General features: G+C 66.0%; 21 protein-coding genes. 12 read left to right on the top strand and 9 right to left on the bottom strand.

Going from position 1 to position 25,168, the window contains the following annotated elements; translation table 11 throughout:
* Positions 1 to 11: 11 nt before the first annotated feature.
* Positions 12 to 1,772, bottom strand: coding sequence for an N-acyl-D-amino-acid deacylase family protein (locus SKC41_RS06800; RefSeq protein ID WP_330976932.1), 1,761 nt, complete (start codon positions 1,770 to 1,772; stop codon positions 12 to 14).
* A 283-nt stretch (positions 1,773 to 2,055) separates the two neighbouring features.
* Between SKC41_RS06800 and SKC41_RS06795 the strand changes: the two genes are divergently transcribed.
* Positions 2,056 to 3,186 (top strand): catalase family peroxidase, encoded by a 1,131-nt coding sequence (locus SKC41_RS06795; RefSeq protein WP_330976931.1) that lies wholly within the window; start codon positions 2,056 to 2,058, stop codon positions 3,184 to 3,186.
* Positions 3,183 to 3,779: a cytochrome b gene (locus SKC41_RS06790; protein WP_330976930.1), complete on the top strand. Its 597-nt coding sequence runs from the start codon at positions 3,183 to 3,185 to the stop codon at positions 3,777 to 3,779. The genes SKC41_RS06795 and SKC41_RS06790 overlap by 4 nt, the downstream gene beginning before the upstream one ends.
* Positions 3,780 to 3,857: 78 nt before the next feature.
* On the opposite strand, the gene SKC41_RS06785 is transcribed toward SKC41_RS06790, so the two are convergent.
* A complete protein-coding gene (locus tag SKC41_RS06785; protein ID WP_330976929.1) occupies positions 3,858 to 4,586 on the bottom strand; it encodes a GntR family transcriptional regulator in 729 nt (242 codons plus the stop codon).
* A 224-nt stretch (positions 4,587 to 4,810) separates the two neighbouring features.
* On the opposite strand from SKC41_RS06785, the gene SKC41_RS06780 reads away from it, so the two are divergent.
* From SKC41_RS06780 to SKC41_RS06765, 4 genes are read left to right on the top strand one after another with little or no spacing between them, the layout of a single operon-like run.
* Positions 4,811 to 5,503, top strand: a complete 693-nt coding sequence (locus tag SKC41_RS06780) for an HAD family hydrolase (RefSeq protein WP_330976928.1) — start codon at positions 4,811 to 4,813, stop codon at positions 5,501 to 5,503.
* Positions 5,500 to 6,927 carry an MFS transporter gene (locus tag SKC41_RS06775; RefSeq protein WP_330976927.1) on the top strand — a complete coding sequence of 476 codons (1,428 nt, stop codon included), beginning with the start codon at positions 5,500 to 5,502 and terminating at the stop codon, positions 6,925 to 6,927. Before SKC41_RS06780 ends, SKC41_RS06775 begins: the two co-directional genes overlap by 4 nt.
* A complete protein-coding gene (locus tag SKC41_RS06770; protein ID WP_330976926.1) occupies positions 6,924 to 8,003 on the top strand; it encodes a zinc-binding dehydrogenase in 1,080 nt (359 codons plus the stop codon). The genes SKC41_RS06775 and SKC41_RS06770 overlap by 4 nt, the downstream gene beginning before the upstream one ends.
* The gene (locus SKC41_RS06765; protein ID WP_330976925.1) at positions 8,000 to 9,175 is read left to right on the top strand and encodes an alpha-D-ribose 1-methylphosphonate 5-triphosphate diphosphatase; all 1,176 of its coding nucleotides are present in this window, start codon (positions 8,000 to 8,002) and stop codon (positions 9,173 to 9,175) included. The genes SKC41_RS06770 and SKC41_RS06765 overlap by 4 nt, the downstream gene beginning before the upstream one ends.
* Before the next feature lie 27 nt (positions 9,176 to 9,202).
* On the opposite strand, the gene SKC41_RS06760 is transcribed toward SKC41_RS06765, so the two are convergent.
* Positions 9,203 to 9,583 carry a hypothetical protein gene (locus SKC41_RS06760; protein ID WP_330976924.1) on the bottom strand — a complete coding sequence of 127 codons (381 nt, stop codon included), beginning with the start codon at positions 9,581 to 9,583 and terminating at the stop codon, positions 9,203 to 9,205.
* Between the two features lie 411 nt (positions 9,584 to 9,994).
* Positions 9,995 to 10,594 carry a TetR/AcrR family transcriptional regulator gene (locus SKC41_RS06755; RefSeq protein ID WP_330976923.1) on the bottom strand — a complete coding sequence of 200 codons (600 nt, stop codon included), beginning with the start codon at positions 10,592 to 10,594 and terminating at the stop codon, positions 9,995 to 9,997.
* A 193-nt stretch (positions 10,595 to 10,787) separates the two neighbouring features.
* Between SKC41_RS06755 and SKC41_RS06750 the strand changes: the two genes are divergently transcribed.
* The 3 genes from SKC41_RS06750 to SKC41_RS06740 are packed head-to-tail and all read left to right on the top strand — an operon-like array spanning position 10,788 to position 14,657.
* Entirely contained in the window at positions 10,788 to 13,013 is a 2,226-nt protein-coding gene (locus SKC41_RS06750; protein WP_330976922.1) for an acyl-CoA dehydrogenase, read from the top strand.
* Between the two features lie 21 nt (positions 13,014 to 13,034).
* Positions 13,035 to 14,243, top strand: coding sequence for a thiolase family protein (locus SKC41_RS06745; RefSeq protein WP_330976921.1), 1,209 nt, complete (start codon positions 13,035 to 13,037; stop codon positions 14,241 to 14,243).
* Complete coding sequence (locus SKC41_RS06740; protein ID WP_330978776.1) at positions 14,244 to 14,657, top strand: Zn-ribbon domain-containing OB-fold protein; 414 nt, start codon at positions 14,244 to 14,246, stop codon at positions 14,655 to 14,657.
* Between the two features lie 93 nt (positions 14,658 to 14,750).
* On the opposite strand, the gene SKC41_RS06735 is transcribed toward SKC41_RS06740, so the two are convergent.
* From SKC41_RS06735 to SKC41_RS06725, 3 genes are all read right to left on the bottom strand, one after another.
* The gene (locus SKC41_RS06735) at positions 14,751 to 15,923 is read right to left on the bottom strand and encodes a sulfotransferase family protein (protein ID WP_330976920.1); all 1,173 of its coding nucleotides are present in this window, start codon (positions 15,921 to 15,923) and stop codon (positions 14,751 to 14,753) included.
* Positions 15,920 to 17,020: a DUF1214 domain-containing protein gene (locus tag SKC41_RS06730; RefSeq protein WP_442931566.1), complete on the bottom strand. Its 1,101-nt coding sequence runs from the start codon at positions 17,018 to 17,020 to the stop codon at positions 15,920 to 15,922. Before SKC41_RS06730 ends, SKC41_RS06735 begins: the two co-directional genes overlap by 4 nt.
* Before the next feature lie 64 nt (positions 17,021 to 17,084).
* Positions 17,085 to 18,428, bottom strand: coding sequence for an acetamidase/formamidase family protein (locus SKC41_RS06725; protein ID WP_330976919.1), 1,344 nt, complete (start codon positions 18,426 to 18,428; stop codon positions 17,085 to 17,087).
* A 303-nt stretch (positions 18,429 to 18,731) separates the two neighbouring features.
* On the opposite strand from SKC41_RS06725, the gene SKC41_RS06720 reads away from it, so the two are divergent.
* Complete coding sequence (locus SKC41_RS06720) at positions 18,732 to 19,325, top strand: TetR family transcriptional regulator (RefSeq protein ID WP_330976918.1); 594 nt, start codon at positions 18,732 to 18,734, stop codon at positions 19,323 to 19,325.
* Positions 19,326 to 19,330: 5 nt separating this feature from the next.
* On the opposite strand, the gene SKC41_RS06715 is transcribed toward SKC41_RS06720, so the two are convergent.
* Together SKC41_RS06715 and SKC41_RS06710 are read right to left on the bottom strand one after the other, a co-directional pair.
* Entirely contained in the window at positions 19,331 to 20,131 is an 801-nt protein-coding gene (locus SKC41_RS06715) for an amidohydrolase family protein (RefSeq protein ID WP_330976917.1), read from the bottom strand.
* Positions 20,132 to 20,215: 84 nt separating this feature from the next.
* Positions 20,216 to 21,208: a LacI family DNA-binding transcriptional regulator gene (locus SKC41_RS06710; protein ID WP_330976916.1), complete on the bottom strand. Its 993-nt coding sequence runs from the start codon at positions 21,206 to 21,208 to the stop codon at positions 20,216 to 20,218.
* Between the two features lie 246 nt (positions 21,209 to 21,454).
* On the opposite strand from SKC41_RS06710, the gene SKC41_RS06705 reads away from it, so the two are divergent.
* Together SKC41_RS06705 and SKC41_RS06700 are read left to right on the top strand one after the other, a co-directional pair.
* Complete coding sequence (locus tag SKC41_RS06705) at positions 21,455 to 22,825, top strand: amidohydrolase family protein (protein ID WP_330976915.1); 1,371 nt, start codon at positions 21,455 to 21,457, stop codon at positions 22,823 to 22,825.
* Positions 22,826 to 22,827: 2 nt separating this feature from the next.
* Positions 22,828 to 25,167 carry a CaiB/BaiF CoA-transferase family protein gene (locus SKC41_RS06700; protein ID WP_330976914.1) on the top strand — a complete coding sequence of 780 codons (2,340 nt, stop codon included), beginning with the start codon at positions 22,828 to 22,830 and terminating at the stop codon, positions 25,165 to 25,167.
* Position 25,168: the final 1 nt, after the last annotated feature.

Below are 25,168 nucleotides of genomic sequence, written 5' to 3'. Positions count from 1 at the left end.
CGACCGAGTCCTTAGCGTGCTCCGCGTACCAGGCGACCGGGTCGTGCTCCGGTGTCGACGTCCTTGCGACGGGTCACGGTTCCGCTGACGATCGTCGCCGCGTATCCGCTGGCCCCCTGCAGGATCCGGTTACCGCCGGCGGGCAGGTCGAAGGCCATCGCCGCGGGATGCAGCTGCAACGCGTTCATGTCAATGACGTTGATGTCGGCCTTCTTGCCGCGCTCGATGGTGCCGCGGTCGGTCAGCCCGAAGAGGTGAGCGGTATCGCGAGACTGCTTGCGGATCACGTATTCCAGCGCCAGCTTGTCGCCCCGATGCCGGTCTCGCGCCCAGTGCGTCAGCAGGAAGGTGGGATAGGACGCGTCGCAGATCATCCCGCAGTGGGCGCCGCCGTCGGAAAGCCCGAGCACGCCGGCGGGGTGCAGCAGCATCTCACGGATCGCGTCGTGGTTGCCCTCGGCGTAGTTGAACAGCGGCAGCATCAGCATCGCCGTCGCGTCCCGCTCGAGCATCAGGTCATACAGCGTCGACAGCGGGTCCTCGCCGCGGGCCTTGGCGATGGCCGCGACGGTGCGGTCGGCTGTGGGCTCGTAGTCGGGCGGATCGCCCAGCGCGAAGAGCCGGCGAAGCGAGTGCTGCACCAACGCGAACATGCCGTCGAACAGCAGGCTCGGGTCGGCGGGCAGGTCGTCCTCGGACAGGATCGCGGCCTTCACCGCGGGGTCGGCCAGCCGATGCGCGAGCTCCTCGCGGCTGCATTCGGCCTTCAGTCGGCGGTAGGTGGGCCGGTGGCTGAAGCCGTGGTGACCCTGGAATCCGATCATCATGCCGAACGGGCGGGCGGCGACCTGCGGGTAAAGCCGGGCGCCGTCGGCGTGTGCGTCGGCGGACAGGTCCAGCATTTCGCGCCACAGGTTTGGGTCGGCGTCCACCTGGATCAGGGCGAACGACACCGGTCGGTCGATCTCACCGCTCAACCGTCGCATCCAGTCCAGTTCCTTCTTGGGCGCGACGATGTCTTCACCCGCGGATCCCTGCGGTGCAAGCTCGAACACCGCCTGGCCGCCGGCCGCCATGGCCCGGCCGAGACCGAATAGCTCATCCTCGGCCGCGTAGGTGCCGGGGACCGGTTCGCCATCCATCGCGCGGTGCCCCATCGTGCGCGACGTCGAGAAGCCGAGCGCGCCGGCCTCGATCGCTTCGGTCACCAGCCGGCCCATCGCCTCGATGTCGTCGGGTGTCGCCGGTTCGTTGCGGGCCCCGCGCACGCCCATCGCGTAGGCGCGAATGGCGCCGTGGGCAACCTGGCTGCCGACGTCGATCGAGAACTTGTGCTTGCCGATCGCGTCGAGGTACTCGGGGTAGGTCTCCCAGCCCCATTCGATGCCTTCGGTCAAGGCAGTGCCGGGGATGTCTTCGACGCCCTCCATCAACTCGATCAGCCACTGCTCGCTGCCCGGCCGCACCGGCGCGAAACCGACGCCGCAGTTGCCGGTCACGATCGTGGTGACGCCGTGGCCACTGGACGGCTCGAGCAAGCCGTCCCAGCTCACCTGGCCGTCGTAATGGGTGTGGATGTCGACGAATCCGGGAGCGACAACATGCCCTGTCGCATCGATGGTTTCGGCCGCCTCACCGCCCATCTCGGGGTCGCCGGCACCGCGACGCACGACGTCGACGATCCGGCCGTCTTTGATACCGATGTCGGCGGTGTAGCGCTCGGCGCCGGTGCCGTCGACGACAGTTCCACCAGTGATCTTGAGGTCGAACACGAGTGTCCTCCGAGTCTGTTCGGGGTCGCCATGGGGCTGGCTGGCCGGAGATGGTGGACACGAGACCGGGGGACGCCCGGCCTCGGCCGATCATTACGCTACGCCTCGGAGCGTAAATAGTGAAGGTCTTCGTAAGGGTTGAACGAAATCTTCCGCCGAGTCGTGGTCCGGATTGTGCGCGTCGTTAGCCCCGAAGAGTTGCGCACCTCAACAGCCCCTGGATTGAATTGCCTTCAGCGACTTAGTTCCACGCTGCGCGGCAGACCGGAAAGGACGGTGGGCCATGGAGCCCGCTGATCGCGATCAGGAGCCGGAGGATCGGCCCGCTGAACCACAACCGGGCCGAGGGCGCTTCGGCGCGCTCACCCGGCGCGGCGCGTTGTTGGGGATGGGCGCGGTGGCCGGCGTCGCCGCCGTGGACGTCGGCGGATTCGCCTACGCGGGCGGTTGGCTCGGCTTTTCAGGGGCCGACGCGCTGACCCCGCCCCGCTTCGCCGATCGGTTCGAACACGTCTTCGGCCGCCATGACGGATTCCGGCGAAATCATGCCAAAGGGCTGAGCGCGACGGGGTCGTTTACCAGCAACGGGGCGGGCGCGGCCGTCTGCCGGGCAACGGTCTTCCGGGCCGGAAGCGTGCCGCTGATCGGTCGATTCTCGCTGGGCGGTGGCCTGCCTGACCAGAGCGACAAGCCAGACACGGTCCGTGGTCTCGGGCTGATGTTCCAGGTGCCCGACGGCCAGCAGTGGCGCACCGCGATGGTGAATTTCCCCGTCTTCACCGACCGCACGCCGGAAGGCTTTTACGAGCGGTTGCTCGCGTCCAAACCCGTTCCCGCGACGGGTAAGCCCGATCCCCAAAAGATGGCCGCATTTCTTGACCGGCATCCCGAGACCGTTGCGGCGCTGAAGATCATCAAGCAGATGCCGCCCAGCGTGGGGTTCGCGGACAGCGCGTTTCACGGTCTGAATGCGTTTTACTTCACCAACAGTGCCGGTGCGACCGTCCCGGTGCGCTGGTCGGCGGTTGCCCAGCAGGCGGCCACGCCGGCTTCGTCCGGCAAGGACTACTTGTTCGACGACCTCATCCGTGCGGTCGTGCAGCGGCCGCTGACCTGGAAGCTCATTCTCACGATCGGTGAACCGGGCGACCCGACTAGCGACGCCACCAAACCCTGGCCGCAATCGCGGCGGTCGATCGACGCCGGCACCATCACCATCGACGCGGTGCAGACGGAGGAGGCCGGCAACGCACGCGACATCAACTTCGATCCGACGGTGTTGCCGGACGGCATCGCGGTGTCCGACGACCCGTTGCTGGCTGCGCGGTCGGCCGTTTACGCGCGCTCTTTCACCCGCCGTGCCGAAGAACCCAAGTCGCCCAGCGAGGTCAATGTCGGCCAGGTGCGCTCATGACCGACGAAAAAGTCGAAAAAGCCAGCACAGCAGCATGTTTCACGATCCTCTCCCGGATACTGCACTGGACAATGGCGCCGATGGTCATCGCGCAGTTGCTCATTGGCGTGACGATGATCGCTTCGCTGAGCTATTACCCACTGCTGCTGGCCATCCACCGGCCATTGGGTGTGGCCATCCTGATCTTCGCGGTGGTGCGGCTGGCGAACCGGCTCACGCACCGCCCGCCGGCGTTTTTGGCGACGATGAGCCGCGCCGAACGCCGGATCGCGACGTGGTCGGAGTACGCGCTCTACGCATTGCTTCTGATACAGCCGCTGATCGGATGGGCCACACTGTCGGCCGCGAGACTCCCGGTCACCATGGCAGGGCCGATCCGCCTGCCGGGCATCGCACCGCAGAACCTCGATCTGTATGCGGTGCTACGCGAATGCCACGGGGTCTTCGCCTTCCTGCTGTTCGCCGCGTTTACCGCCCACATGTGCGCGGTGCTGTTTCACACCCTGGTGTTGCGGGACGGTCTACTCGATCGAATGGCACTGTGGCCCAGCAGGTTCCGTGCTGCGGATCAAGACAGTCAAATCGGTTCCTGAGTTGAGGCGTCTGAAAGGTATTCCCTTGGCCGCCAAGATAAGTCATGGCCGCACAATTCCTGGTAGCCGGCGCGCTAGCTAACGGCCCACCCGGCTGCTGACCGCGCTGTCGAAGGTGACCCGAACGGTGTCGGCGCGCAACCACCGCTGCGTCAGCGACACCGGCCGCAACGTGCCGTCGTCGACGTTGAGGCTTTCGATGTACCACCCCAGGCTGGACTGTGGTGCGTCGAGTTGCTCGGCGACTTCGCCTTCGAATATCTCAGTGCTGGCGTGTACCCACGACCGTCGCGGCGAAAGGCCCGCGTTGGTAAGGACTTCGTGTAGCGAGTCGTTGGCGCGCATCGCCAGTGCGAGGTCGGGAGCCAATGTGGCGGGCACCCATTCGATCCCCCAGGCTGCGGGCAAGTCGTTGACGTACGACAGCCGCACCAGGCGATGACATGGATCCGAGGGCAGCTGTTGCAGTTTGGCGGCGATCTCCATGGGGGGCAGCTGCTGAGTGCAGGTGCGCACCACGCTTCGGGGTGAGGCGCCGGCCGCGCGCACCGTGGCGCTCCACGAAGGGGCGCGTTCCGCATCGATCGGATAGTCGATGCGGTGAGTAGCGAAGCTCCCGGCTCCACGCACCCGGCGGATCACATTGCGCGCGGTCAGATACTGCAGCGCGGCACGCGCGGTCGAGCGGGCGACGGTGAAACGCTGCGCCACCTCGTTTTCGCTCGGGACCCGCTGCCCGTCGTTGAATTCGCGAATCTCTGCTTCCAGGATTCGGGCGATCGAACGGTACTTCGGGTCGGCGACCACAGCGCACCCTAACGCCGCGCCGATCCTCCCGCTTTGCCAGAGACCGATGATCTTCGAGTTGTTCGGACAACTGCGACGAAATCGGCTGTCAACGTTCACCTTTCGTACACCTTCGCGAAGCCGTCGCGCCAGGGCTCAGCCAGACGGTTTCAGCAACCCTCGGTGCGGTGCTCACATGCCCGCCGACGACCTACCTGCCCAACGCTGGCACCCAGAGGAGAGACATGATCAGATTGGCCTGCCTGGACATGGCGGGCACCACCGTGCTCGACGACGGCGCCGTCGCGGATGCGTTCGACGCGTCCCTGTCGTCGTCAGGGTTGTCTACCGGCAGCCCCGACTATCAGGCGGCCGTCCGCTACGTTCACGAGACGATGGGACAGTCGAAGATCGAGGTGTTTCGGGCCATCTTCGACGACGACGTGCAGCGCGCGGAAGCGGCCAACGCCGCGTTCGAAACGGCCTACGTCGAAGCCATCCAGAGCAACCGGGTGGCGCCCATTCCGCAGGCCGCCGAGACCATCGAAAAGCTCCGCGGATCGGGCTGCGCCGTCGTGCTCACCACGGGCTTTGCCCCGACCACGCGCGACTACATCATCGCGGCCCTAGGGTGGGGCGACTTGATCACACATGCGTTGTCACCCGCGGATGCCGGCCGCGGACGGCCCTATCCCGACATGATCCTCACGGCTTTGCTGCGCACCGGAACCGAGGCCGTCGACCAGATCGCCGTCGCCGGCGATACCACTAGCGACCTGTGGGCCGGTTCGCGAGCCGGCGCGGCGATCGTGGCCGGCGTCCGGACCGGGGCACACGGTGATGCCGACTTCGCGACCGTGCCGCACACCCACGTGCTGGACTCGGTCGCCGACCTGGTCGGCTGCATCGACACGCACAACCAGGCGGTGTCGCGATGACGACGCTGGACCCCACCGGGGTGCGTGCGCGGCTCGACGATGCGCCGGTCAGCCGATTTCATCTGAAGGCCGCCGTGACCGCGGGCATGGGATTCTTCACCGATTCCTACGACCTCAACGTCATCGGCACGGTGACCTTGTTGGTCAAGCCCGAATTTCATCTGTCGGCCGGCCAGGTCGGGGCGCTGACCAGTTCGACCCTGCTGGCGGTCGCGGTGGGCGCGGTCCTGTTCGGGCGCCTTGGTGATCTGTTGGGCCGGCGGCGGGTGTACGGGCTGGAGGCGGTGCTGATGATCATCGGTGCGCTCGCTTCGGCCTTCGCCCCGAACTTCATCAGCCTGCTGATCGCCCGCGCTGTGCTCGGGATCGGTATCGGCGGCGACTATCCGGCCTCCGGGGTGATCATGACCGAGTACGCCAACCGGCGAAATCGCGGTCGACTGGTCGGATTGACCTTTCTGTTCTACGTTTTCGGACAGGTCGCGGCCTACGTGGTCGCGCTGGTCGTCGTTGCTCTGGGTACGTCGCCGGGGCTGTCCTGGCGGCTGATTCTCGGCCTCGGGGCGATCCCGGCATTGCTGGTGCTGTGGAATCGCCGGCACATGCCGGAATCCCCGCGGTGGACCCTGGTCGTGGCCGGCGATGCCGTCCGGGCGGCGCGGGATCTGAGCGTCTTCTCCGGAAGCGCGGTAGAGCCAGCCGCTGCCGACCGCGCGCCCGGGTCGGTGACATTGTGGAAAGCGCTGCGCTCCCGGTCCTTTCAGCTGACCCTGCTGGGCACCGCGGGTAGCTGGTTCTTCTTCAACGTTGCCGTGTATGGAAATTCGGTGAGCCAGCCGTTGCTCATCAATAGCATTGCGCCGCATACCAGCATCGTCACCAACGTCGCGATCAACGCCGCGCTGGTGGTGTGTTTCAGCCTGGTCGCCGCCCTCGTCGGCCTCGCGTTGTTGGACCGAATCGGCCGTAAACCATTGCAGATGATCGGCTTCAGCCTCTCCGCGCTGTCGATGGCGTTGATCGCCGCGATACCGGGGCTCACGTCGACGGTGACACCGTTCGCGGTAGTCTTCGGGTTGTCGCTGTTCGGCATCGCCGTCGGACCCAACTACACGACCATGCTGTTGGCCGCCGAATCGTATCCGACCGCGATCCGCAGTACCGCACATGGGATTTCGGCCGGCACCGCGAAGGTGGGCGCCTTCCTGGGTGCCCTGATCACTCCCGTCGCCCTCGCCCAGCTAGGGCTGCGGCCGACGGTGCTGATCGCCGGTGTGTGCTTTGCGCTCGGCATCGCCGCCACGATGTTGCTCGCCGAGCCCAAGGACGTCGCGCTGGATACCGTCGACGTCGAGGCAAGGCAACGGAATCGGCGCGCTCGCAAGCTCATTGCGCCGACAACCTCGCAACCGGTGTCGGCATGACTGCGGTCAACGGCGTCGTCGCCGCACGGTATGCACGCTGGGACGGGGTGGGGCAGCCGATCACCGTGGTGACGACCAGCGCGGCGACCGACCCCGGCCCCGGCCGGGTGCTGGTCGCAGTCGATCTGGCCACCATCTGCGGGAGCGACCTGCACACCGTGAATGGACGCAGGGATGCGCCGCATCCGGGCATCCTCGGCCACGAACAGGTCGGCCATGTGGTGGCCATCGGTTCCGGCGGGCGTCCCCGCTATCCCAACGACGCCGAGGTGTCGATCGGAGACCGGGTCGTGTGGTCCATCACGGCGTCCTGCGGACGATGCCGCAACTGCGTGTGGGGCTTGGAACAGAAGTGTCTGCATCTCAAGAAGTACGGTCACGAGGCGCTCGACAGCGCCTGGCCGCTCAACGGCGGCTTCGCCAGTCACTGTGTTCTGTTGCCGGGCACCACGATTGTCGAGGTACCCGATAGCGTGCCGGACGCGGTGGCCGCACCCGCGTCGTGCGCTACCGCGACCGTCGCTGCAGTGTTCGACGCAGCCGAACTCGATCGGCACCGCGATCCCACGCGGATCCTGATCACCGGTGCGGGCATGCTGGGAGTCACCGCTGCGGCGATGGCCGATGCGCTCGGTGCCTGGGTTGCGGTATGCGATCCGGACCCGGTGCGGCAGGAGACGGCGTATAACTTCGGTGCCGACCTCGTTGTCGGCGATCCCGAGGACGTGCCGCCCGTCGACGTGGCGCTGGAGTTGTCGGGAAGCCCATTGGCCGTCGAGGCATGCATCGCCAGCTTGGATGTCGGTGGCCGGGCCGTTCTCGCGGGATCGGTGGCCGCCGGTCAGCCCATATCAATCGACCCCGAGTATCTGGTCCGAAATCTCATGACAATCACTGGGGTGCACAACTATCGTCCCCTGCATCTTCGAGCTGCCATCGATTTCCTGGCGGCTCACCACGACCGCTATCCCTTCGCCGAGCTGGTGTCGGCGGCGGCGGATCTGGATCACCTCGACGACGCGTTGCGCAGCGCGGCGGCATCACAGTCACTACGTCAATCCGTTTGCCCCACATGATGATTAGTCTGCAAGCCGCCCGGGTGATCACCGGGACTACGGAACAAGTCGACCACGACGAAGCCGTCGCGCCCCGTTGGGTGACGATCGAAGATGGTTGTATCAGCTCCGTCGACACCCAGCCACCACCACACGCGACCCAAGTCGATCTGCGACCATTGCAGCTTTGGCCCGCGTTCACCGACCTGCACGCCGATTCGTTGCCGCGCTTCGAATCTCCCCGGCCGGGAACCTCGATTCCGCTGGACGCCGCGCTGGAGGACTTCGCGACAGACGCGGTCGCCCACGGCGTCGTGCGTCCCTACTTGTGCATCTCGGTGGGCGAAGGACCCGACACCGCCGACGGATATCGCCGCGCTCATTGCGTGTTGGAGACCCTGCACCGGGTCGCGGCCGCGCTCCCGGTGCCGGTGCCGGTCCATCTTCGTGTCGACGTCAGCGACCCCGAATCAGTGGACGGCACAGCCGAACTGCTGCGCCGACACGGCCGCCGGATCGGGCTGCTGTCGGTGATGGACCACACACCCGGTCAGGGGCAATACCAAACCGAACGGGCATGGCGTCCGGCGATGGGGACAAGGTTGCGCCTGGACGACGACGAACTCAACCGCTGGCTGGGGACGCTGCACCGGCATGCCACCGGAACACCGTTGCGCCGCAGACAGATTGCCCGGTTCGCCGCGGCACACAACACGGTCTTCGCCACGCACGACCCGGACAGCGAAAGCGCCGTCATCGAGGCGGCCGCGATGCGGGCCAGCATTTGTGAGTTCCCCCTGACCCTGGACGCTGCTGCGGCGGCCCGCAATAACGGACTCGCCGTCGTCATGGGCGCACCTAACGCCTGGCGGGGTTCCTCGCACTTGAGCAACCTGTCCGCGCGGGATGCGATCGAGGCCGGCGTGGTGGACGTGCTGACATCGGACTACCACAGCGGGTCACTGGCCCGGGCCGCCGTGGCCATCAGCGAGGCGGGGGTGGCTTCGATCGACTCCGCGGTGGCGCTGCTCACCACGCATCCGCGCCACGTCATTGCGTCCTCGAGCCGCGAGGCCGGAGGGCTGACACCGGGTCAACCCGCCGACCTGGTCGCGGTCCGCACCGAGCCCCTGGCTGCGGTGGTGGCGACCTGGTCGGCGGGCCGGCAGGTCAGCGGACCCGCGCTTTGGTGATGTGTCCCAACGGAAGAGCGCGAGCGGTCAGTACGGCGAAGACTGTTGGGCCAGGTTCAGCAGCGCGTAGGCCGCGCACAGCAGGAAATTCAATGCGAGCAGCGTCATGCCGGCGATCAGTAATGATCGCGCGCCCTCGCGTCTCATCTGCCGGTACTTCGCGGTGCGGGCTTCACGGTCGAGTTCGGCCGCGATCAAGGCGAATCGGACATCGGCCTCTTCACTCGCCGCACACGGTGCTCCGGCCAGCATCGCTCGCAGGCGCGCCGGCGAAGTGTTGACGCCGACGCGCGCGAAGCGGTGGCAAAGCCGCCGCGCGTGCCTGCGGCCGAGAACCTCACCGCGCATGTCCAACTGGTGCGAGAGCTTTGCTCGCTCATGCCCCCACGGACTCGGCCGGTCCGTCATAATCCGAAGCCTAATTCGCTCGCGCCGGATTTGGGGTGGCCGCAGGACTACTACCACCTTGAGTATCGCGGCAACCCCGGATGCAGATGCTCGGCGTAGTAGTTTGCGAGTTCCACACTCGCTGAATGGACAGGTCCATTGCTGGGCTCCTGGATTGTCGTCCGATCGAGGTACTGAACGGATCTTTACATCCGACCGGATCGAGGTCCAATCCGAATTCGTGATACCCACAATCCGCATAGATGATGCTCTATGCCAGCCACTTTCGCGGCGAGCGGGGCGGAGCCGCACAACGCCTGAGCGGAACCGCAAATTTCGCCGATGGGCCGCGATATAGCTCGCTAATCTAACTATTTCCCGGGACCCCGGACCGTATTTCGGCACCGATCTCCATCACGCAATACAGCGCGTTCAGCGTTTGCGCTTCAAGGAATCGACGATGATTTGCGTGGTCAATTCGGCCCGGCGCCGCGAATACTGCCGCGCGTCCGAGAGGATCGGATAAACCACGCCGCCGACAATGGCATCGGCCGCCGACTCCGCAGTGGCCGCATCGATGCCGTCGGCCAACAGCCGGGTGCGGACGCTGTTGTGCAGCGGCAAACTGAATCCGGCACGCAACTTGACCGCGGTCTCCTCGTGCTCCATGCAGGCAACGGTCAACGTCCGCAGCATCGCCGAGCCGCGTTCCGTCGTCAGTGTCGAGGCCAGCTTGCGCACCCACCCCAACAGGTCGGCAGCCAGGTCGTCGGTGTGCTCGACCGACGCGAGGATCTTGTCGGCGTCTTCCAGCATGACGTCGGCGACGAGCGCCGGGCGACTGGGCCACCAGCGATAGATCGTCTGCTTGCCCACGCCGGCGCGCGCGGCGACCGCCTCGATCGTCAACCCGTCGAATCCGCGTTCGAGAAGGAGCTCACGCGTGGCGGTGACAATGGCCGTCCGCGACTTCTCGCTGCGGCGTCTTGGAGAGCCGGCCGGTGGACTCGCCTGGGTGAGATCGGTTGGCATCTGGTGATCCTCGTCTGTCAGGTCCCTCGCCGTCCTCGCCGTCCTCGCCGCGGGCGGCGGAGCCCGGGGGTCGCTTTGCAGATCTCGACCCGCCCCGGTAATCTTCCACAAGACGAGACGGTTCGTCTTGTAAGACGGAAGGATATCAGCCGGTGCGGCCGAAGCCCATGTTCGCCACTGCGCGGGCGCGGTCATGACCCTGGGACTGACCCCTGAGCAGCAGCATCTCAGCGAGGCCGTCGGCCAGTTCGCCGGCCGGCACGCACCGATCGCCTCGACACGAGACAACTTCGACGCCCTAGCGGCCGGTCAGCTTCCCGAATGGTGGGACGCGTTGGTGAGCAACGGTTTTCACGCCGTGCATCTTCCGGAGAACCTCGGCGGCCAGGGCGGGCGGCTGATCGATGCCGCATGCGTCCTGGAATCCGCGGCCAAGGCACTACTGCCGGGACCGCTGTTGCCGACGGTAATCACGGGAGCCGTTGCGCTACTGGCCGATCCGAAGCCGGCGGCGGAATCGCTGCTGGGAGAGCTGGCGTCCGGGGCACCCGCCGCAGTCGTGCTACCCGACGGGGGAGACTTTCGGGCGCGCCCCGACGGCCAGGGTTGGCTGATCTCCGGGACCTCCGAGGTGACCGCGGGCGTGTGCTCGGCGCGGATGCTGCTGCTCGGCGCCCGCACCGACGGTGACGATGTCGTATGGGCCGTTGTTCGCAAGGAAAATTCAACGACGACAATCGAATCCGTGACCGGCACGGACCTGGTCACCGATATCGGAATCGTGCGGCTGGCCGACTATCCGGTGGCCGAGCCGGATGTCCTCACCGGTATCGACCCCGATCGCGCCGGGTGCCTCGCGGTAGGACTGGTGGCCAGTACCACCGCCGGCATAGTGCAGTGGTGCGTCGACGTGGTCACCGCGCACCTGCGCACCCGGGAACAGTTCGGCAAGGTGATCGGGACCTTCCAGGCGCTGCAGCACAGTGCGGCGATGCTGCTGGTCAATAGCGAGCTGGCCACCGCCTCGGCCTGGGATGCGGTGCGCGCTGCCGACGAATCACTCGACCAGCATCGCCTCGCGGCCGCCGGCGCCGCGACGATCGCGGTCTCGCCGATCCCGGACCTGGTGCTCGATGCCCTGACGATGCTCGGCGCCATCGGCTTTACCTGGGAACACGACGTGCATCTGTACTGGCGCCGGGCCATCAGCCTGGCGGGATCGATCGGCCCGGCGAATCGCTGGGCGAGACGGCTGGGCGAGCTCACGTGTACCCAGACGCGCGACATGTCGGTGAATCTCGGCGACGCGGAAGCCGAATTCCGGTCGTGGGTCGCCGAGACGCTTGATGCCGCGATGCAACTGCGCAACGACAAGCCCGCCCCGCACGGCGACTACGAGGACCAGGCTTCCGGGCCGCAGCGTACGTTGCTCGCCGACGCCGGTCTGCTGGCGCCGCACTGGCCGGCACCTTGGGGCGTCGATGCGGGTCCCCTTAAACAGCTCATCATCGACGAGGAGTTCGCCAAGCGACCCGGTCTGGTTCGGACATCGCTGAACATCGCCGAATGGATCCTGCCCTCGGTACTCGCCGCCGGTCCAAAAGACTTGCAGGAGCGCCTGATACCGGCGACCCAACGTGGCGATATCCATTGGTGCCAGCTGTTCAGCGAGCCGGGAGCCGGCTCCGACCTCGCATCGCTGGCCACCAGGGCCACCAAGGTCGACGGCGGCTGGCGGATCAACGGCCACAAGATCTGGACGTCGTTGGCGCAGTACGCCGACCTCGGTGCGCTGCTAGCGCGCACCGACCCCGAAGCCAGTAAGCACCGTGGCATCGGCTATTTCCTCCTCGATATGCGCTCGCCCGGCATCGAAATCCAGCCCATCAAAACGGCCACCGGTCAGGCACATTTCAACGAAGTGTTCCTCAACGACGTCTTCGTCCCCGACGAGATGCTGCTGGGCGGTCCGACCGACGGCTGGAGCCTCGCGATTGCCACAATGGCCGAAGAGCGTTCGGCCATCAGTGGGTACGTGAAATTCGACCGGGCCATAGCACTGCGCCGCCTCGCATCGGAACCCGGGCCCGACCGCGACGACGCGCTGCGTGAGCTCGGTGAGCTCGACGCGTACACCAACGCGATTCGGGCGCTCGGGGTGCGCGAGACCATCCGGCTGCTCGACGGGCAGGCGTCTGGTCCGGCGTCCAGCATCGCCAAGGTAGCGATGAACGTGTTGCTGCGAAGGACTTTCCAGTCCACCCTGCAGTTGACGGGCCAGGTCGCGATGGTGGACGACGCCGACGCCGCGGTCGTGGAACCTTATCTGCATCTACCGGCCGAGTTGATCGGTGGCGGGACCAGGGAGATCCAGCTGAACATCATCGCGCAGATGATCTTGGGCCTGCCCCGCAAGTAAACTCCAAAATAAGGACACGCCATGGGATTACGCGGAGAGGCCGCGATCGTCGGCTACGTCGAGCTGCCCCCGGAGCGCTTGAACAAGGCGTCACCCGCCCCCTTCGCCCTTGAGCAATGGGCCGAGCTTTCCGCCGCGGCGCTCGACGACGCGGGACTGCCGGGTGAGGTCGTCAACGGGATCGTCGCCTCCCACCTCGCCGAGTCGGAGATCTTCGTCCCCTCCACGATTGCCGAATACCTGGGCGTGGGTGCACGATTCGCCGAGCACGTAGATCTCGGGGGAGCCAGCGCCGCAGCCATGGTGTGGCGGGCGGCCGCGGCCGTCGAGCTCGGCATCTGCGATGCCGTGCTGTGTGCGCTGCCCGCGCGCTACATCACACCGATGTCGAAGCAGAAGCCCCGGCCAATGGTCGACGCCATGTTCTTCGGCTCCTCGAGCAACCAATATGGCTCTCCGCAAGCCGAATTCGAGATTCCCTACGGGAACCTCGGGCAGAACGGACCTTATGGTCAGGTGGCCCAGCGTTATGCGGCGATCTACGGCTACGACGAGCGGGCGATGGCCAAGATCGTCGTCGATACCCGCACCAACGCCAACCACACCGACGGCGCGATCTGGAAGGACAAGCCGCTCACGGTCGAGGACGTGTTGGCCAGCCCGGTGATCGCCGACCCGTTGCACATGCTGGAGATCGTCATGCCGTGTGTCGGGGGCGCCGCGGTAGTCGTCGCGAACGCCGACGTCGCCAGGCGTTCGCGCAATCGCCCGGTGTGGATCAAAGGATTCGGCGAGCACGTGCCGTTCAAGACACCGACCTACGCCGAAGATCTGCTGTCGACACCGATTGCCGCGGCCGCTGACACCGCATTCGCGATGACCGACCTGACCCGTGAGCAGATGGACATGGTGTCGATCTACGACTGCTACACAATCACCGTGCTGCTGTCGCTGGAAGATGCGGGCTTCTGCGAGAAGGGCACGGGGATGGAGTTCGTCGCCAACCACGACTTGACCTTCCGGGGTGACTTTCCGCTCAACACCGCCGGCGGTCAGCTCGGCTTTGGCCAAGCGGGGCTGGCCGGCGGCATGCACCATGTCTGCGACGCCACCCGCCAGATCATGGGCCGCGCGGGCGCCGCGCAGGTCGCCGACTGCAACCGGGCTTTCGTATCTGGCAACGGCGGAATCCTGTCCGAGCAGACGACGCTCATCCTGCAGGGGGACTGACTGATGAACTTCGACCGTCCGATGCCCGTCAAAACACCCACCACCGCCCCATTTTGGGACGCGCTGGCCCAGCATCGCATCGTGATTCAGTACTCGCCGTCGTCGGACGCGTACGTGTTCTATCCGCGGGTACGCGCGCCGCGCACGCTGGCCAACGACCTGGAATGGCGCGAGATTTCCGGTATGGGGACGTTGTATTCCTTCACCGTGGCGCACCGGCCCGTCAGCCCGCATTTCGCCGACGCCGTTCCACAGCTGCTCGCCATCGTCGAATGGGACGAGGGCCCAAGGTTTTCCACCGAGATGGTCAATGTCGATCCGGTGGATCTCAACGTCGGCATGCGGGTGCGCCCGGTGTTCTTCGACTATCCCGAGCACGACGTCACGATGTTGCGCTACGAGCCCGCCGACTAGCCTCTCCTTCTGCGCCGAGCGCCCGGCTGGCCGGGCCCAGGAGTGCGAGCGCCCGGCTGGGGGGGAACTCGGTCTGCGTAGCAGTCGGCCGGGCTACTTCAGCTCCTCGGTCGGTACGTCGTAGCGCTGCTGGTAATCACGCACCCGCTCGCGCACTTCGTCGGCTTCCAGGCCGGTGTCAGACCAGGTGTAGCGTCCGCGTCCGCCGTCACCGGGGTGGGCGGTCAGGAAGTCACGCATCTTCTGCTCGGCCTCGGGCTTGAGCTCGCGGCCCAGTCTCTGATAGATGTCGCCGATCGTGCGCCACGGGTCCTTCATGAAATCCGTGAACTGAACGTCGATCATCCGGCCCTCGGGCACAACGCCCTTGTCGCGCATCGCCATCCCGCGCTCAAGGCCGACGACGATCTCTTCATACGACTGCGCCGCGCACTCGGCGATGCTCGTTTCGTCGCTGCCCATCCGCCGCAGGTGATTGGTCAGCGCGGCGATCGACGAGATGACGTTGAGCGGATCGCGGTGCGTCTGCACCACCAGCGCGTCGGGGTATTCGGCCATCAACTTGTCCAACTGCCATAGATGCGCGGGCGACTTCAGCAACCACTGTCCGGGAATCCCAGACTGCAGATGCTGCAAGAAGATTCGGTGATAGTGGTAGGCGCCGGCGTGATCCGCCTCGTAGAGCAGCCAGCGATAGTAACGCGGCAGCCGATACTGAACGGTGTAGATCATGCTGATGAACTCGCTGCCCGTGATGCGCACACACTCCTGGGCGAGCAGCGCGCCCATCGGGTGAAAGGCCAGGAAGCCCGGAACGATCTGCTCGGACATGTCGATGCTGGCCTGCGCCTGCGCAATGCGCGGATCGTTGTGATAGGTCTCGGGCCGCGGGACCGGGCACGGCTCGTCGACCTCCCAGGTCAACGGTGCGCGCAGCTCGGGATCCTGGGCCAGCAGGTCGTGCAGGATGGTGGTCCCGGTGCGCGGTTGTCCCACGATGAAGATCGGCGCGGTGATCGGCTTCTCCGCGATCTCGGGATGTTGCTTGCGCCAGGCGATCACGCCGAGTCGGTTCTTCAGGGCCCGCATGAGGTCGAGGTGGGCGACCTCGACGCCGATCGGCGATAGCCGCGCGTCGTTGACCAGGCCGTCGGTCAACAGTTGCAGCCCGGGCTGCCAGCCGTCATCGCCGAAGTCGTCGCTGCCGACTTGTTCGCAGGCGGCGGCGATCAGGTTGTCGGGGTTGAATCGTTCCTGCAGCGTCATGCCTGCTCCCCGGCCTCGCGCACGGACACCTTCACGTCGGGCGGGGTGGGGTTGTCCAGCCAGCGCAGGACCACGAAACCGCGATGCCGGCCACCGGTGTCGAGCCAATGCCCAAACCCCAAGTCCTGCGCGGAGATCGCGATACGCACCCGCCCGTCGGCATCCGGCTGCACCCCGCGGTTCGTCACCGAACTGTGCCGGCGACGCGGTTCGAAGCACTCGTGCCAAACGCTTTCCAGCGTGACGTTCCAGTACCGGGTGTCGGGCGGCTCGATGTCGAGTACCAGCGCCTGGCCGGGGTCGAGCCGGAAGGTGCCCATCATGTACAGGTTGTCCGGCGTCGTGTCGGCCGCACCCAGGTCGGCGGCCTCGGCGGTCAACAGTGTGTTGGGCTGCTGTAGCAGTTGCGGCTTGATCGTGCGGTGCAGCGTGGTCAGCTTCATCAGCGACCACGCCATCGCGGTGAACTGTTCGGCCAGTTCGTTATCGGACAGCACGGTCACTGGATCGGGGTCGAGCGCCTCGATGCGCATCGTGGCCGGCTCTTCGGCGTCGCGATCGGCGATGTACTCGCGGACCACGACCGACGACGCGTCATCGGGGATCTGTATCCATTGCGCCCCGGCTGGATCCGCGGGCTCGTCGGCCGACAGCACCAGCGCGAACTCACCGGAGGTGAGCTCCAGGTTGGTGTCGCCGAGGTAGTTGGACATTCGCCGTGGGGTCAGGCCGGTGCCGGCCAGGATCTGGAATCCGAGATAGGTAGTCGTGCCGCGAGTACCGGTGATCCGATAGCGCCGATCACCGCGGATCATCGCCAGGAAATAATTGCCGTCGGGATTGGGCCCGCCGATCATCCGGGTGTCCGAACACATATCGAAGAACCCCGGGCGAGCAGTGTCGGCCTCGACGGCCATCTGCGAACACAGCGACGACACCCGGGCGATCACCCGCAGCCCCTCGAGAAGCTCGCGCTCGGTCTCGGCGTCCTCGGTCACGATCTTGGTGACGTCGGCGATCATCTGCTGGAAGAAATGCCACGCGGCACGCGCTTGCGGCGCGCTATCGGTCGGCGACACTGCCGGACTTTGAGACATAGTCTCATGTTAAGGCTATGGTCCGTCTCCTGAACAGCGATTCACGCGAATTGCGCGGCACGGCTCACCGGAAGTGCGACTTGTCGATTTGCGCGTGCACCCCGACCGTGCGGTCGACCACCTGAGAGACACAGAAATCGGCCGCGGCGGACAGGTATGCGTATGCCGTGGCCCGGTCCATACCCCTGTCGGACTCGAGAAAGTCCAGGGCATTGACCACCGCCCGGCGCATCGCCACGTTGAGATCAGTGATCTGTCCGTTGACGCTGGCATCGGGATCGGACAGCCCGATGGGCACCCAGAGATCGGCGGTCTCGGCGAAGGGGTAGCGGTAGGCCACCGACGGTGCATCACCGGTTTTCGGTTTGCACACCGTGAGCCGAAAGGTTCCTCGCAGCGATCCTTCCATCGCGGTCAGCGCGACCTCGCCACTGCCCATCGCGTGGTGGGGGTCACCGACGTAGAACAGTGCGCCTTCGGCGAACACGGGCAGGTAGAAAGTGGAGCCCACACCCAGCAACCGGATGTCGATGTTGCCCCCGCCCAAGGTCGGCGGTATCGAGTTGGCGCTTGCCGCCGTGAGATCCGAATCCGGCGAGAAGGCGACACCCATCATGCCCATGAACGGGTTGAGCGGAAATCGCACCGACGCTGTGCCGTAGCGCATCACGCCATGGCCGTCCTCGATGGACGTGAATGTGAAGGAGTCGCCATATTTCGTCGGGTCGGGGTTGGGTCGGTGGTCTTCGCTTACCGGCGGCATGACTTCCGCGAGCGTGATTCCCGCGGGTGCCTTGCCGTCGGTGGTCCTGGCCAATGCGCCCTTGCCGTGCCGACTAGAGACGACGCCGTAAGGCACTCGCGGCGTCGCCTCGAGCGTCTCGATCTTGAGCACATCTCCCGGCTGCGCTCCTTCGACGAACACCGGACCGGTGACCACATGGGGACCGTCCTTATCGAAATCGCGTGGTGTGCGCCGATATTCCGCAGCGATCGCGATGGCGTCCGTGAGGACCTCGGATTGGCGGACGCCCTTCGACGCGAAGTACGCGACGGGATTACGCCCCTGATCCTCCAGGATGCCCTCGTGCGAGACGGCGTCGACGGTGAGCGTTTCTCCCGACTTCATTTGCAGCACCGGTTTGGCATGCACGTTGGGGACGTAACCCCAGAGCACCTGGTCGGGCGTGGACTGCAGGTAGTGGTTGCCCCCGATATTGCCCTCGCCTGGCTGCAGAACCCGGTTGGCACTGAAAGTTGAAGCCGCCGAACCGGTTCTGGCGCAACCGGCTGCGATGCCGGCTACGCCGACCCCGGCACCGATTGCCGCGACGGCCCTGACGAAATCGCGTCGGCCAACACCGTCGACGAGGGTGTCCCGTGCACTCTGCATAAAGGTTTGATCCATCGCTTGGTCTCCAGGAATATGGCGTCGGTCGTTCAACGGATCTTCGCAGCCCGGAATAATTACGGTCCAATACGAATTCGTGATGAGAGCTATCCGTGCCGATGATGCTGTTGCCCAATGACTTTGGGAGCAGGTAGGAATGCCATCACCTTGTTCCGGACAAATTAATACTCGGTTACGATAATTGGGTCAAGCAGGATGCGGTGTGTGATGTAGGCCCGGTCGGGCCCCGAGCGGCGTCGGTGAAACGCCCGCCTTCGCCGACTCGAGCAACAAAACGATTCGCATGGATATGGTGGGCGAATGTCTGCGACGTCTTCGTCGATGTCCCTCGCGGAGCAAAAGCGCATGGCGACACGACAGCGTATCGCCAAGGCGGCCGCGCAGCTGGTGATCAGCCGCGGCCTGGCCGGGGCGACGGTCGACGACATCGCCGACACGGCCGAGATCGGGCGGGCAACGTTCTTCCGCTATTTCAACTCCAAGGAAGACGCCGTCGCAGAGGGCATGAACACCCACTGGCTGGATCGGATCACCACCGCGCTGGCGGCGCAACCCGCGGGAATGGGCGCCCTGGAAGCCGTGGCCCGCGCCTTCGGTGACCTGGGGCGGGGATTCGCCGAGATCGAGGACCAGGTACGCGAGCTTGCCACCCTGACCCGTTCGTCGGAAACGCTCGATGCGTGGACGCTACGTATCTATGTGCGCTATGAAGCGGCGATCGCCGACCTGATCGCGCCCCGGCTACCCGAGCTTGGCCCCCAAGACCCCAGGCCCCGGCTGATCGGTGCACTGGCGATGGCGGCGGTCCGCATCGCCCTGGACGACTGGCTCAGCGACGGGGGGTCGTTGCCCGATCGGGTGCGGCACGGCCTGGCCGCCATCGCAATCGCCTGACGCGGCTACGAATCAACTTGTGGCGCTGGCCATTTCAGAATCCGGCGCGCAGTTCCACCAAGAATCCAGGCCTTCTCGTCCTGCGATAGCGACGAGGAGTCGCGGATGCTGAACAGGTTCTCGGCCCAGGTGGCGCGGTGCCGGGTAATCGTATAGTCGCTGGCCCACATCACGCGCTCGGGTCCGAAGGCGTCGATCGCGCGGCGCAGCTTCGGTTCGAGGTCGCTGAACGGGTAGGGCTCGGTCGACAAGAAGGACGGCGCGTGGGCCCATTTGTAGGCCACGTTGGCGTAGCTCGCCATCGCCAGCGCATCGTCGATGCCGGCTTGGCCGGGCGGCGCATCGAAAGCGGCGCCGCAATGATCGATGACGAATTGGACGTCGGGAAAGCGCTCCACATATTGCGTCAGGTGCGCCACCACGCCGGGACACGTGACGAACACCGGCAGGCTGTGCGAGACGGCGGCTTTCAGTAACCGATCGTGGCCGCCCTGCTCGAACACCGCAGCTTCGGTCGGAGTGAAAATCATGGTGCGCAGGGCCTTGAAGCCGGGTGCGGCGGTCAGGGTTTCAATCCAGGATTCGATGCCCGGGTCGGTCGGATCCACCCGCATCAGGAAGGCGAAGCGCTCGGGATAACGTATCGCCGCAGCTTCGGCATTCGGCCCCACACAGCGAAAGGCGCCGTTGGCCAGGCGATAGCCGGGCTGAAATCCTTCGTCGGTGAACGTGTCGAACTCGTCGAACAGCACGCCCGCGATGCCCAAGGCGTCCATGATCGCCAGCGTGACCTCGGTGCCGAGCATGTTGGCGTGGACCTGGGCGTCGACGATGTCCATCGGACTGCTCCTCTCCGGCGGTGCGCTAGACGGGAGTATGCCAGTGCGGTGCTAGGTCGAGGACCGCACGATCAGGCGGGCGATATCGGTGGGCTCGCCCGATGGCGGGGGCGGGTACCCCAATCGTTCGAGCAGAGCAGCAAGAGCGATATCGGCGACGGCGCGCGAAGCGAATTGCACGGTGGTCAGGGGTGGGCTGCTCACCACGCCCATCGGGGTGGCGTCGACGCCCATCACCGCGAGGTCGCGCGGGCAGCGCAGCCCTGCTTCATGAATCCCGTGCAAGACAAGGCAGGCGATTTCGTCACTTTGCGCACACACGGCCGTCACGCCGTCCCGCACCCATCCCCGCACCACCTCGGCGGCGTTGTCCACCGTCACCTCGGCGACGGCCAATCGCGGCAAGTCCCGCGACTTCGCCGCGCGCGCGACACCCTCGAACCAGTAGTCGCCCAACGCGCGCCACCTGGGAATTCCGGTGTAGGCGAACCCGATCTGCCGGTGACCACGCGATACGAGATGGTCAACCCGCATCTCGCCAATGTCGAGGTGCGGATCGCCGAGCGCGGGCAGCGTCCCGATCTCAATGTTGGGTATGCCAGCGGCCCGTAGCGCTGTCGTTGCGGCAGCGTTGAGCGGGAACAGGCTCGTGACCGCAATCGGGTCGAGGTTCTCGATCGCGTCGACGATGTACTGATCGTCCTCGGTCTCGAAGATCTGCACCTGGAGCAAGCCCAGGCGCGCCAGCTCGGTGGTCATTCGGCTGCCGGCGATCATGGGCATCTCGCCGACCGCCACATGCGGCACCACGTACAGAACCACTCCGCTCTTGCCCCGGGCGAGGTTGCGCGCGGCCAGGTTGGGCCGGTAGCCCAATCGCTCGGCGGCGCGTTGGACTGCCTCGCGCGTTTGCGCCGAGATCCTGCGGCCCGCAGCGTTGTTGAGGACATAGCTGACCGTCGCGGTCGACACGCTGGCCAAACGCGCTACGTCAGCATTGGTGGGCCGCACCACCTTATTCGCGTTCACCTCGGGCCCAGCCATGACTCATGGTGGCATGCGGTGACGAGCGACAACCACGATCCGGCAATCCCAGACCAGGCCAGACGCCCCATACAGAGAGACTATTAGTCCCTCTCCGGTCCCGGGCTGACCTGGCAGGTGCTCAGGTGCCCATCAGCGGCATTACTGCTGTTATGTCGCTTTGACTTCCCCAGCAGTAACGCCGCCCAACGTTGACTCTGTGACCGAGATCATTGTCTACTAGTCACTGTATTCAAGGAGAGCGGCATGAAAAACGACGATCTGATCCTGATCAGCGTGGACGACCATATCGCCGAGCCGGCGGACATGTTCGACGCGCATGTTCCGGCGAAGTACAAAGACCTCGCTCCGCGGGTGGTCATGGAGCCCGACGGCGTCCAGCAGTGGTACTACGGCGAGGTGCGCGGGCGAAACATGGGCCTGAACGCCGTCGCCGGCAAGCCCCGCGAGATGTACAACATCGACGCCTCGCGCTATGACGAGATGCGGCCAGGCTGTTTCAACGTCGACGAGCGCGTCCGCGACATGAACGCCGGTGGACAGCTGGCGGGGCTGAACTTCCCGAACTTCACCGGGTTCTCCGGCCAGGTCCTCAACCAGGGTCCCGACCGCGACGTCAACCTGGTGATGATCAAGGCCTACAACGACTGGCACGTCGACGAATGGTGCGCAGCGTACCCCGGGCGGTTCATCCCGTGCGGAATCCTGCCTCTGTACGACGTCGCCGAGTCCGCCAAGGAAGTCAAGCGCCTGGCGGACAAGGGATGTCACGCGGTGACGTTCTCGGAGAATCCAGAAGCGTTGCAAATGCCCAGTATTCACACCAAGTACTGGTACCCGCTGTTCGAAGCGGTCTGCGAGAACCAAACGGTGCTGTGCACGCATGTCGGCTCCGCGTCACGCTCTCCGCAGGTGTCGACCGACGCCCCGCCGAGTGTGCAGATGACGGCATCGTCGATGATGAGCATGTTCACCTTCACCGAGCTGATCTGGGCCGAATTCTGGGCCGACTTCCCCCAACTGAAATTCTCGCTCACCGAGGGCGATGTCGGCTGGATCCCGTACTTCCTGTGGCGTGCCGAGCATGTCTACAACCGTCATTCGGGCTGGACGCTCGCGGAGTTCCCGCCCGGCTACAGCGGACCCGTAGACGTGTTCAAGCGGCACTTCTACACCTGCTTCATCAGCGACAAAGTCGGCGTACACAACATGGAGTGGTTCAACGAGGACATGCTGTGCTGGGAATCGGACTTCCCACACTCCGACAGCAACTGGCCGTTCGCGCCCGAGGACATCATTGAGACAATGGGCCACCTCGACGACGCGGTCATCAACAAGATCACGCACGAAAACGCCATGGCCGCTTATTCTTTCGACCCGTTCCGGTACATCCCCAAGGAGCACGCCCGGGCAGGCCGGTTGCGCGCACAGGCCACCGACGTCGACGTGGTCACCCATGTCGGGCGCCAGGCCAGCCAGCGGGACCGGGACGCGTGGACCCGGATGACGCAATTCGCGCTGCAGGCCCAGGCCTCCGCACAGGCGCCGGTGACCGCCGAGGCCTCTGATATTTCCGGGCGATCCGCCCGGCTGCGCGCGACCACGCTGGGCAACTGAGCGTGGCGGCCCAAGCACCGTTCAGCGATTGGCGTGTGCTGGAGCTGTCCAACGGGATCGCGGTGTCGTACTGCGCCAAGATGTTCGCCGACGCCGGCGCCGAGGTAGTGAAGATCGAATCCCCGCAGGGCGATTCGATGCGCGGCTGGTCGGCCGGGGGGCCGCCGGGGGCATTGTTCGGCTACCTGGCCGCGGGTAAGAAATCGGTGGTGCGTCGCGACGACGCGGAGATCACCGCACTCTTGGCCGGCGCCGACGTCGTGCTCACCGACCTGACCGACGGCTGGGCGCTCGACGACATCACCGCGCACACCGGCCCGTCGGCGGTGGTCGTCGCGGTGACCCCGTTCGGTACGACCGGGCCCTATGTCGACGACCAACTTGTCGCCAACGAGTTCATCCTGCAAGCGTTGTGCGGCTCGACCTCCGGTAGAGGCTGGCCGGGCGACGAACCAGTGCAGGCGGGCGGACGGCTCGGAGAGTGGTTGGCGGCCTCGTTCGCGGCTCCGGTCGCGGCCGCCGCGGCCCGGCATGCCGCCCGGGGTGGTGGTGGCGAAGTCATCGACGTCTCGACGTACGAGGCGATGGCGATCGCGATGGGCGGTCTGTCCGCCATGTCGGCCAGCGTCTTGGGCGCGGATTCCCTGCTGCACCAACGCAGTCTGGAACTCCCGTCGATCGTCCCCACTGCCGACGGCAACGTCGGGTTCTGCACGATCACCGCGCAGCAGTTCCAGGATTTCTTGATCATGATCGACCGCGCTGATCTGGTCGACGACGCCGAGCTGGCATCGTTCGTCGGTCGAGTCGAGCGCCGCGACGAGTTCCTGGGCATGGTGACCCAGTGGACCCAGACTCGGACCACGCAGGAGATCGTCGACCTCGCGGTGGCGTTCCGTATCCCGGTGGCCCCCATCGGTGCTCCCGCCACGCTGTCGACGGTCGACCACTTCCTCGAGCGGGGCGTGTTCGTCGAATCCGAGGCCGGGGTGTTGCAGCCGCGGGTGCCGTATCGCAGCGACGCCATCGCGACGCGGGCACCCGGACGAGCGCCGCTGCTGGCCGCCGACAACGGCCGCGTGCACTGGCCGCCGCGGCCTGCCCGGCCGAAAGCCGGTCACGCTGATGCACTTCCGCTGTCCGACATCCGGATTACCGACTTCACCGCGTTTTGGGCCGGGCCGGTGGCTACCCAATTCCTCGGCTCGCTGGGCGCCGACGTGATCAAGCTCGAGGGCGTTCGCCGTCCCGACGGTATGCGGTTCTCCGCGGGCCGCCCGCCCGATTGGGACCAGTGGTGGGAGTGGGGACCAGTCTTCCTGTGCAGCAACAACAATAAGCGCGGTGTCAGTGTCGAGCTCAGCACCGACGCCGGTCGCGAGCTGGCGCTAAGGCTGGTCGCCGCAAGCGATCTGGTCATCGAGAACTTCTCCCCGAGGGTAATGGAAAACTTCGGCCTGCAATGGGATACGGTGCGGGCGGCCAATCCACGCGCCGTGATGGTCCGGATGCCGGCGTTCGGTCTCGACGGTCCGTGGCGTGACCGCGTCGGGTTCGCGCAGACGATGGAACAGGCGACCGGGATGGCGTGGATGACGGGGCATGCCGATGGGCCGCCGGTGATTCCGCGCGGGGTGTGCGATCCGATAGCCGGGTTGCATGCCGCGTTCGCGGCCGTTGCGGCCCTGGTGATCCGCGACCGGGACGGGATCGGCATGCATGTCGAGTCCACGATGGTGGAATCAGCGCTCAACGTTGCGGCCGAGATGTTGCTTGAGCACTCGCGCAACGGAATTCAGATGCGCCGGGACGGAAATCGGGGTCCCGGCGCGAGTCCGCAGGGCGTGTACCGCTGTCAGGGGGACGACGAATGGGTAGCGCTCGCCGCGATGACCGACGCCGCGCGCGCCGCGCTGGCGACGCTGATCGACCGGCCCGAACTCGGGACGGACGAGGCCGGTTGGCGGGAGCGAGCCGACGAGATTGACAAGCTGCTCTCGGATTGGACGGCGCGCCATCAGGTGGACGACGCGGTCGCCACGCTGCGGGCCGCGGGGGTGCCTGCGGCGCGGGTGACGGAGGCGGCCGCGCTGCTGACCGACCCGCAACTGCTCGCCCGGGGGTTCTGGGAGACGGTCGATCACCCGGTGGCCGGCTCGTTCCGTTGTGTCGGAATGCCTTTCGTGTTCATCGGGAAACCGAGGCGCTGGATTCGTCGCTGCGCACCGTTGTACGGGCAGCACACCACCGAGGTGCTGACCGGCGTGCTGGGGAACAGCGAAGAAGATTTGGCGCAATTGCGCGCGGCGGGCGCGACCAGCGCCCGGCCGGCGGGCCTGTGAC

The organism is Mycobacterium sp. 050128 (genome assembly GCF_036409155.1).
Taxonomy (GTDB): Bacteria; Actinomycetota; Actinomycetes; order Mycobacteriales; family Mycobacteriaceae; genus Mycobacterium.
The sequence above is the reverse complement of the archived record's forward strand: the minus strand, read 5'-3'. Positions and strand labels throughout refer to the sequence as shown.

Excerpts from the sequence above, each read along its gene's own strand:
- SKC41_RS06795 (WP_330976931.1), top strand. The coding sequence starts at position 2,056 with ATGGAGCCCGCTGATCGCGATCAGGAGCCGGAGGATCGGCCCGCTGAA.
- SKC41_RS06790 (WP_330976930.1), top strand. The coding sequence starts at position 3,183 with ATGACCGACGAAAAAGTCGAAAAAGCCAGCACAGCAGCATGTTTCACG.
- SKC41_RS06780 (WP_330976928.1), top strand. The coding sequence starts at position 4,811 with ATGATCAGATTGGCCTGCCTGGACATGGCGGGCACCACCGTGCTCGAC.
- SKC41_RS06775 (WP_330976927.1), top strand. The coding sequence starts at position 5,500 with ATGACGACGCTGGACCCCACCGGGGTGCGTGCGCGGCTCGACGATGCG.
- SKC41_RS06770 (WP_330976926.1), top strand. The coding sequence starts at position 6,924 with ATGACTGCGGTCAACGGCGTCGTCGCCGCACGGTATGCACGCTGGGAC.
- SKC41_RS06765 (WP_330976925.1), top strand. The coding sequence starts at position 8,000 with ATGATGATTAGTCTGCAAGCCGCCCGGGTGATCACCGGGACTACGGAA.
- SKC41_RS06760 (WP_330976924.1), bottom strand. The coding sequence starts at position 9,583 with ATGACGGACCGGCCGAGTCCGTGGGGGCATGAGCGAGCAAAGCTCTCG.
- SKC41_RS06755 (WP_330976923.1), bottom strand. The coding sequence starts at position 10,594 with ATGCCAACCGATCTCACCCAGGCGAGTCCACCGGCCGGCTCTCCAAGA.
- SKC41_RS06750 (WP_330976922.1), top strand. The coding sequence starts at position 10,788 with ATGACCCTGGGACTGACCCCTGAGCAGCAGCATCTCAGCGAGGCCGTC.
- SKC41_RS06745 (WP_330976921.1), top strand. The coding sequence starts at position 13,035 with ATGGGATTACGCGGAGAGGCCGCGATCGTCGGCTACGTCGAGCTGCCC.
- SKC41_RS06735 (WP_330976920.1), bottom strand. The coding sequence starts at position 15,923 with ATGACGCTGCAGGAACGATTCAACCCCGACAACCTGATCGCCGCCGCC.
- SKC41_RS06730 (WP_442931566.1), bottom strand. The coding sequence starts at position 17,020 with ATGTCTCAAAGTCCGGCAGTGTCGCCGACCGATAGCGCGCCGCAAGCG.
- SKC41_RS06725 (WP_330976919.1), bottom strand. The coding sequence starts at position 18,428 with ATGGATCAAACCTTTATGCAGAGTGCACGGGACACCCTCGTCGACGGT.
- SKC41_RS06720 (WP_330976918.1), top strand. The coding sequence starts at position 18,732 with ATGTCTGCGACGTCTTCGTCGATGTCCCTCGCGGAGCAAAAGCGCATG.
- SKC41_RS06715 (WP_330976917.1), bottom strand. The coding sequence starts at position 20,131 with ATGCTCGGCACCGAGGTCACGCTGGCGATCATGGACGCCTTGGGCATC.
- SKC41_RS06710 (WP_330976916.1), bottom strand. The coding sequence starts at position 21,208 with ATGGCTGGGCCCGAGGTGAACGCGAATAAGGTGGTGCGGCCCACCAAT.
- SKC41_RS06705 (WP_330976915.1), top strand. The coding sequence starts at position 21,455 with ATGAAAAACGACGATCTGATCCTGATCAGCGTGGACGACCATATCGCC.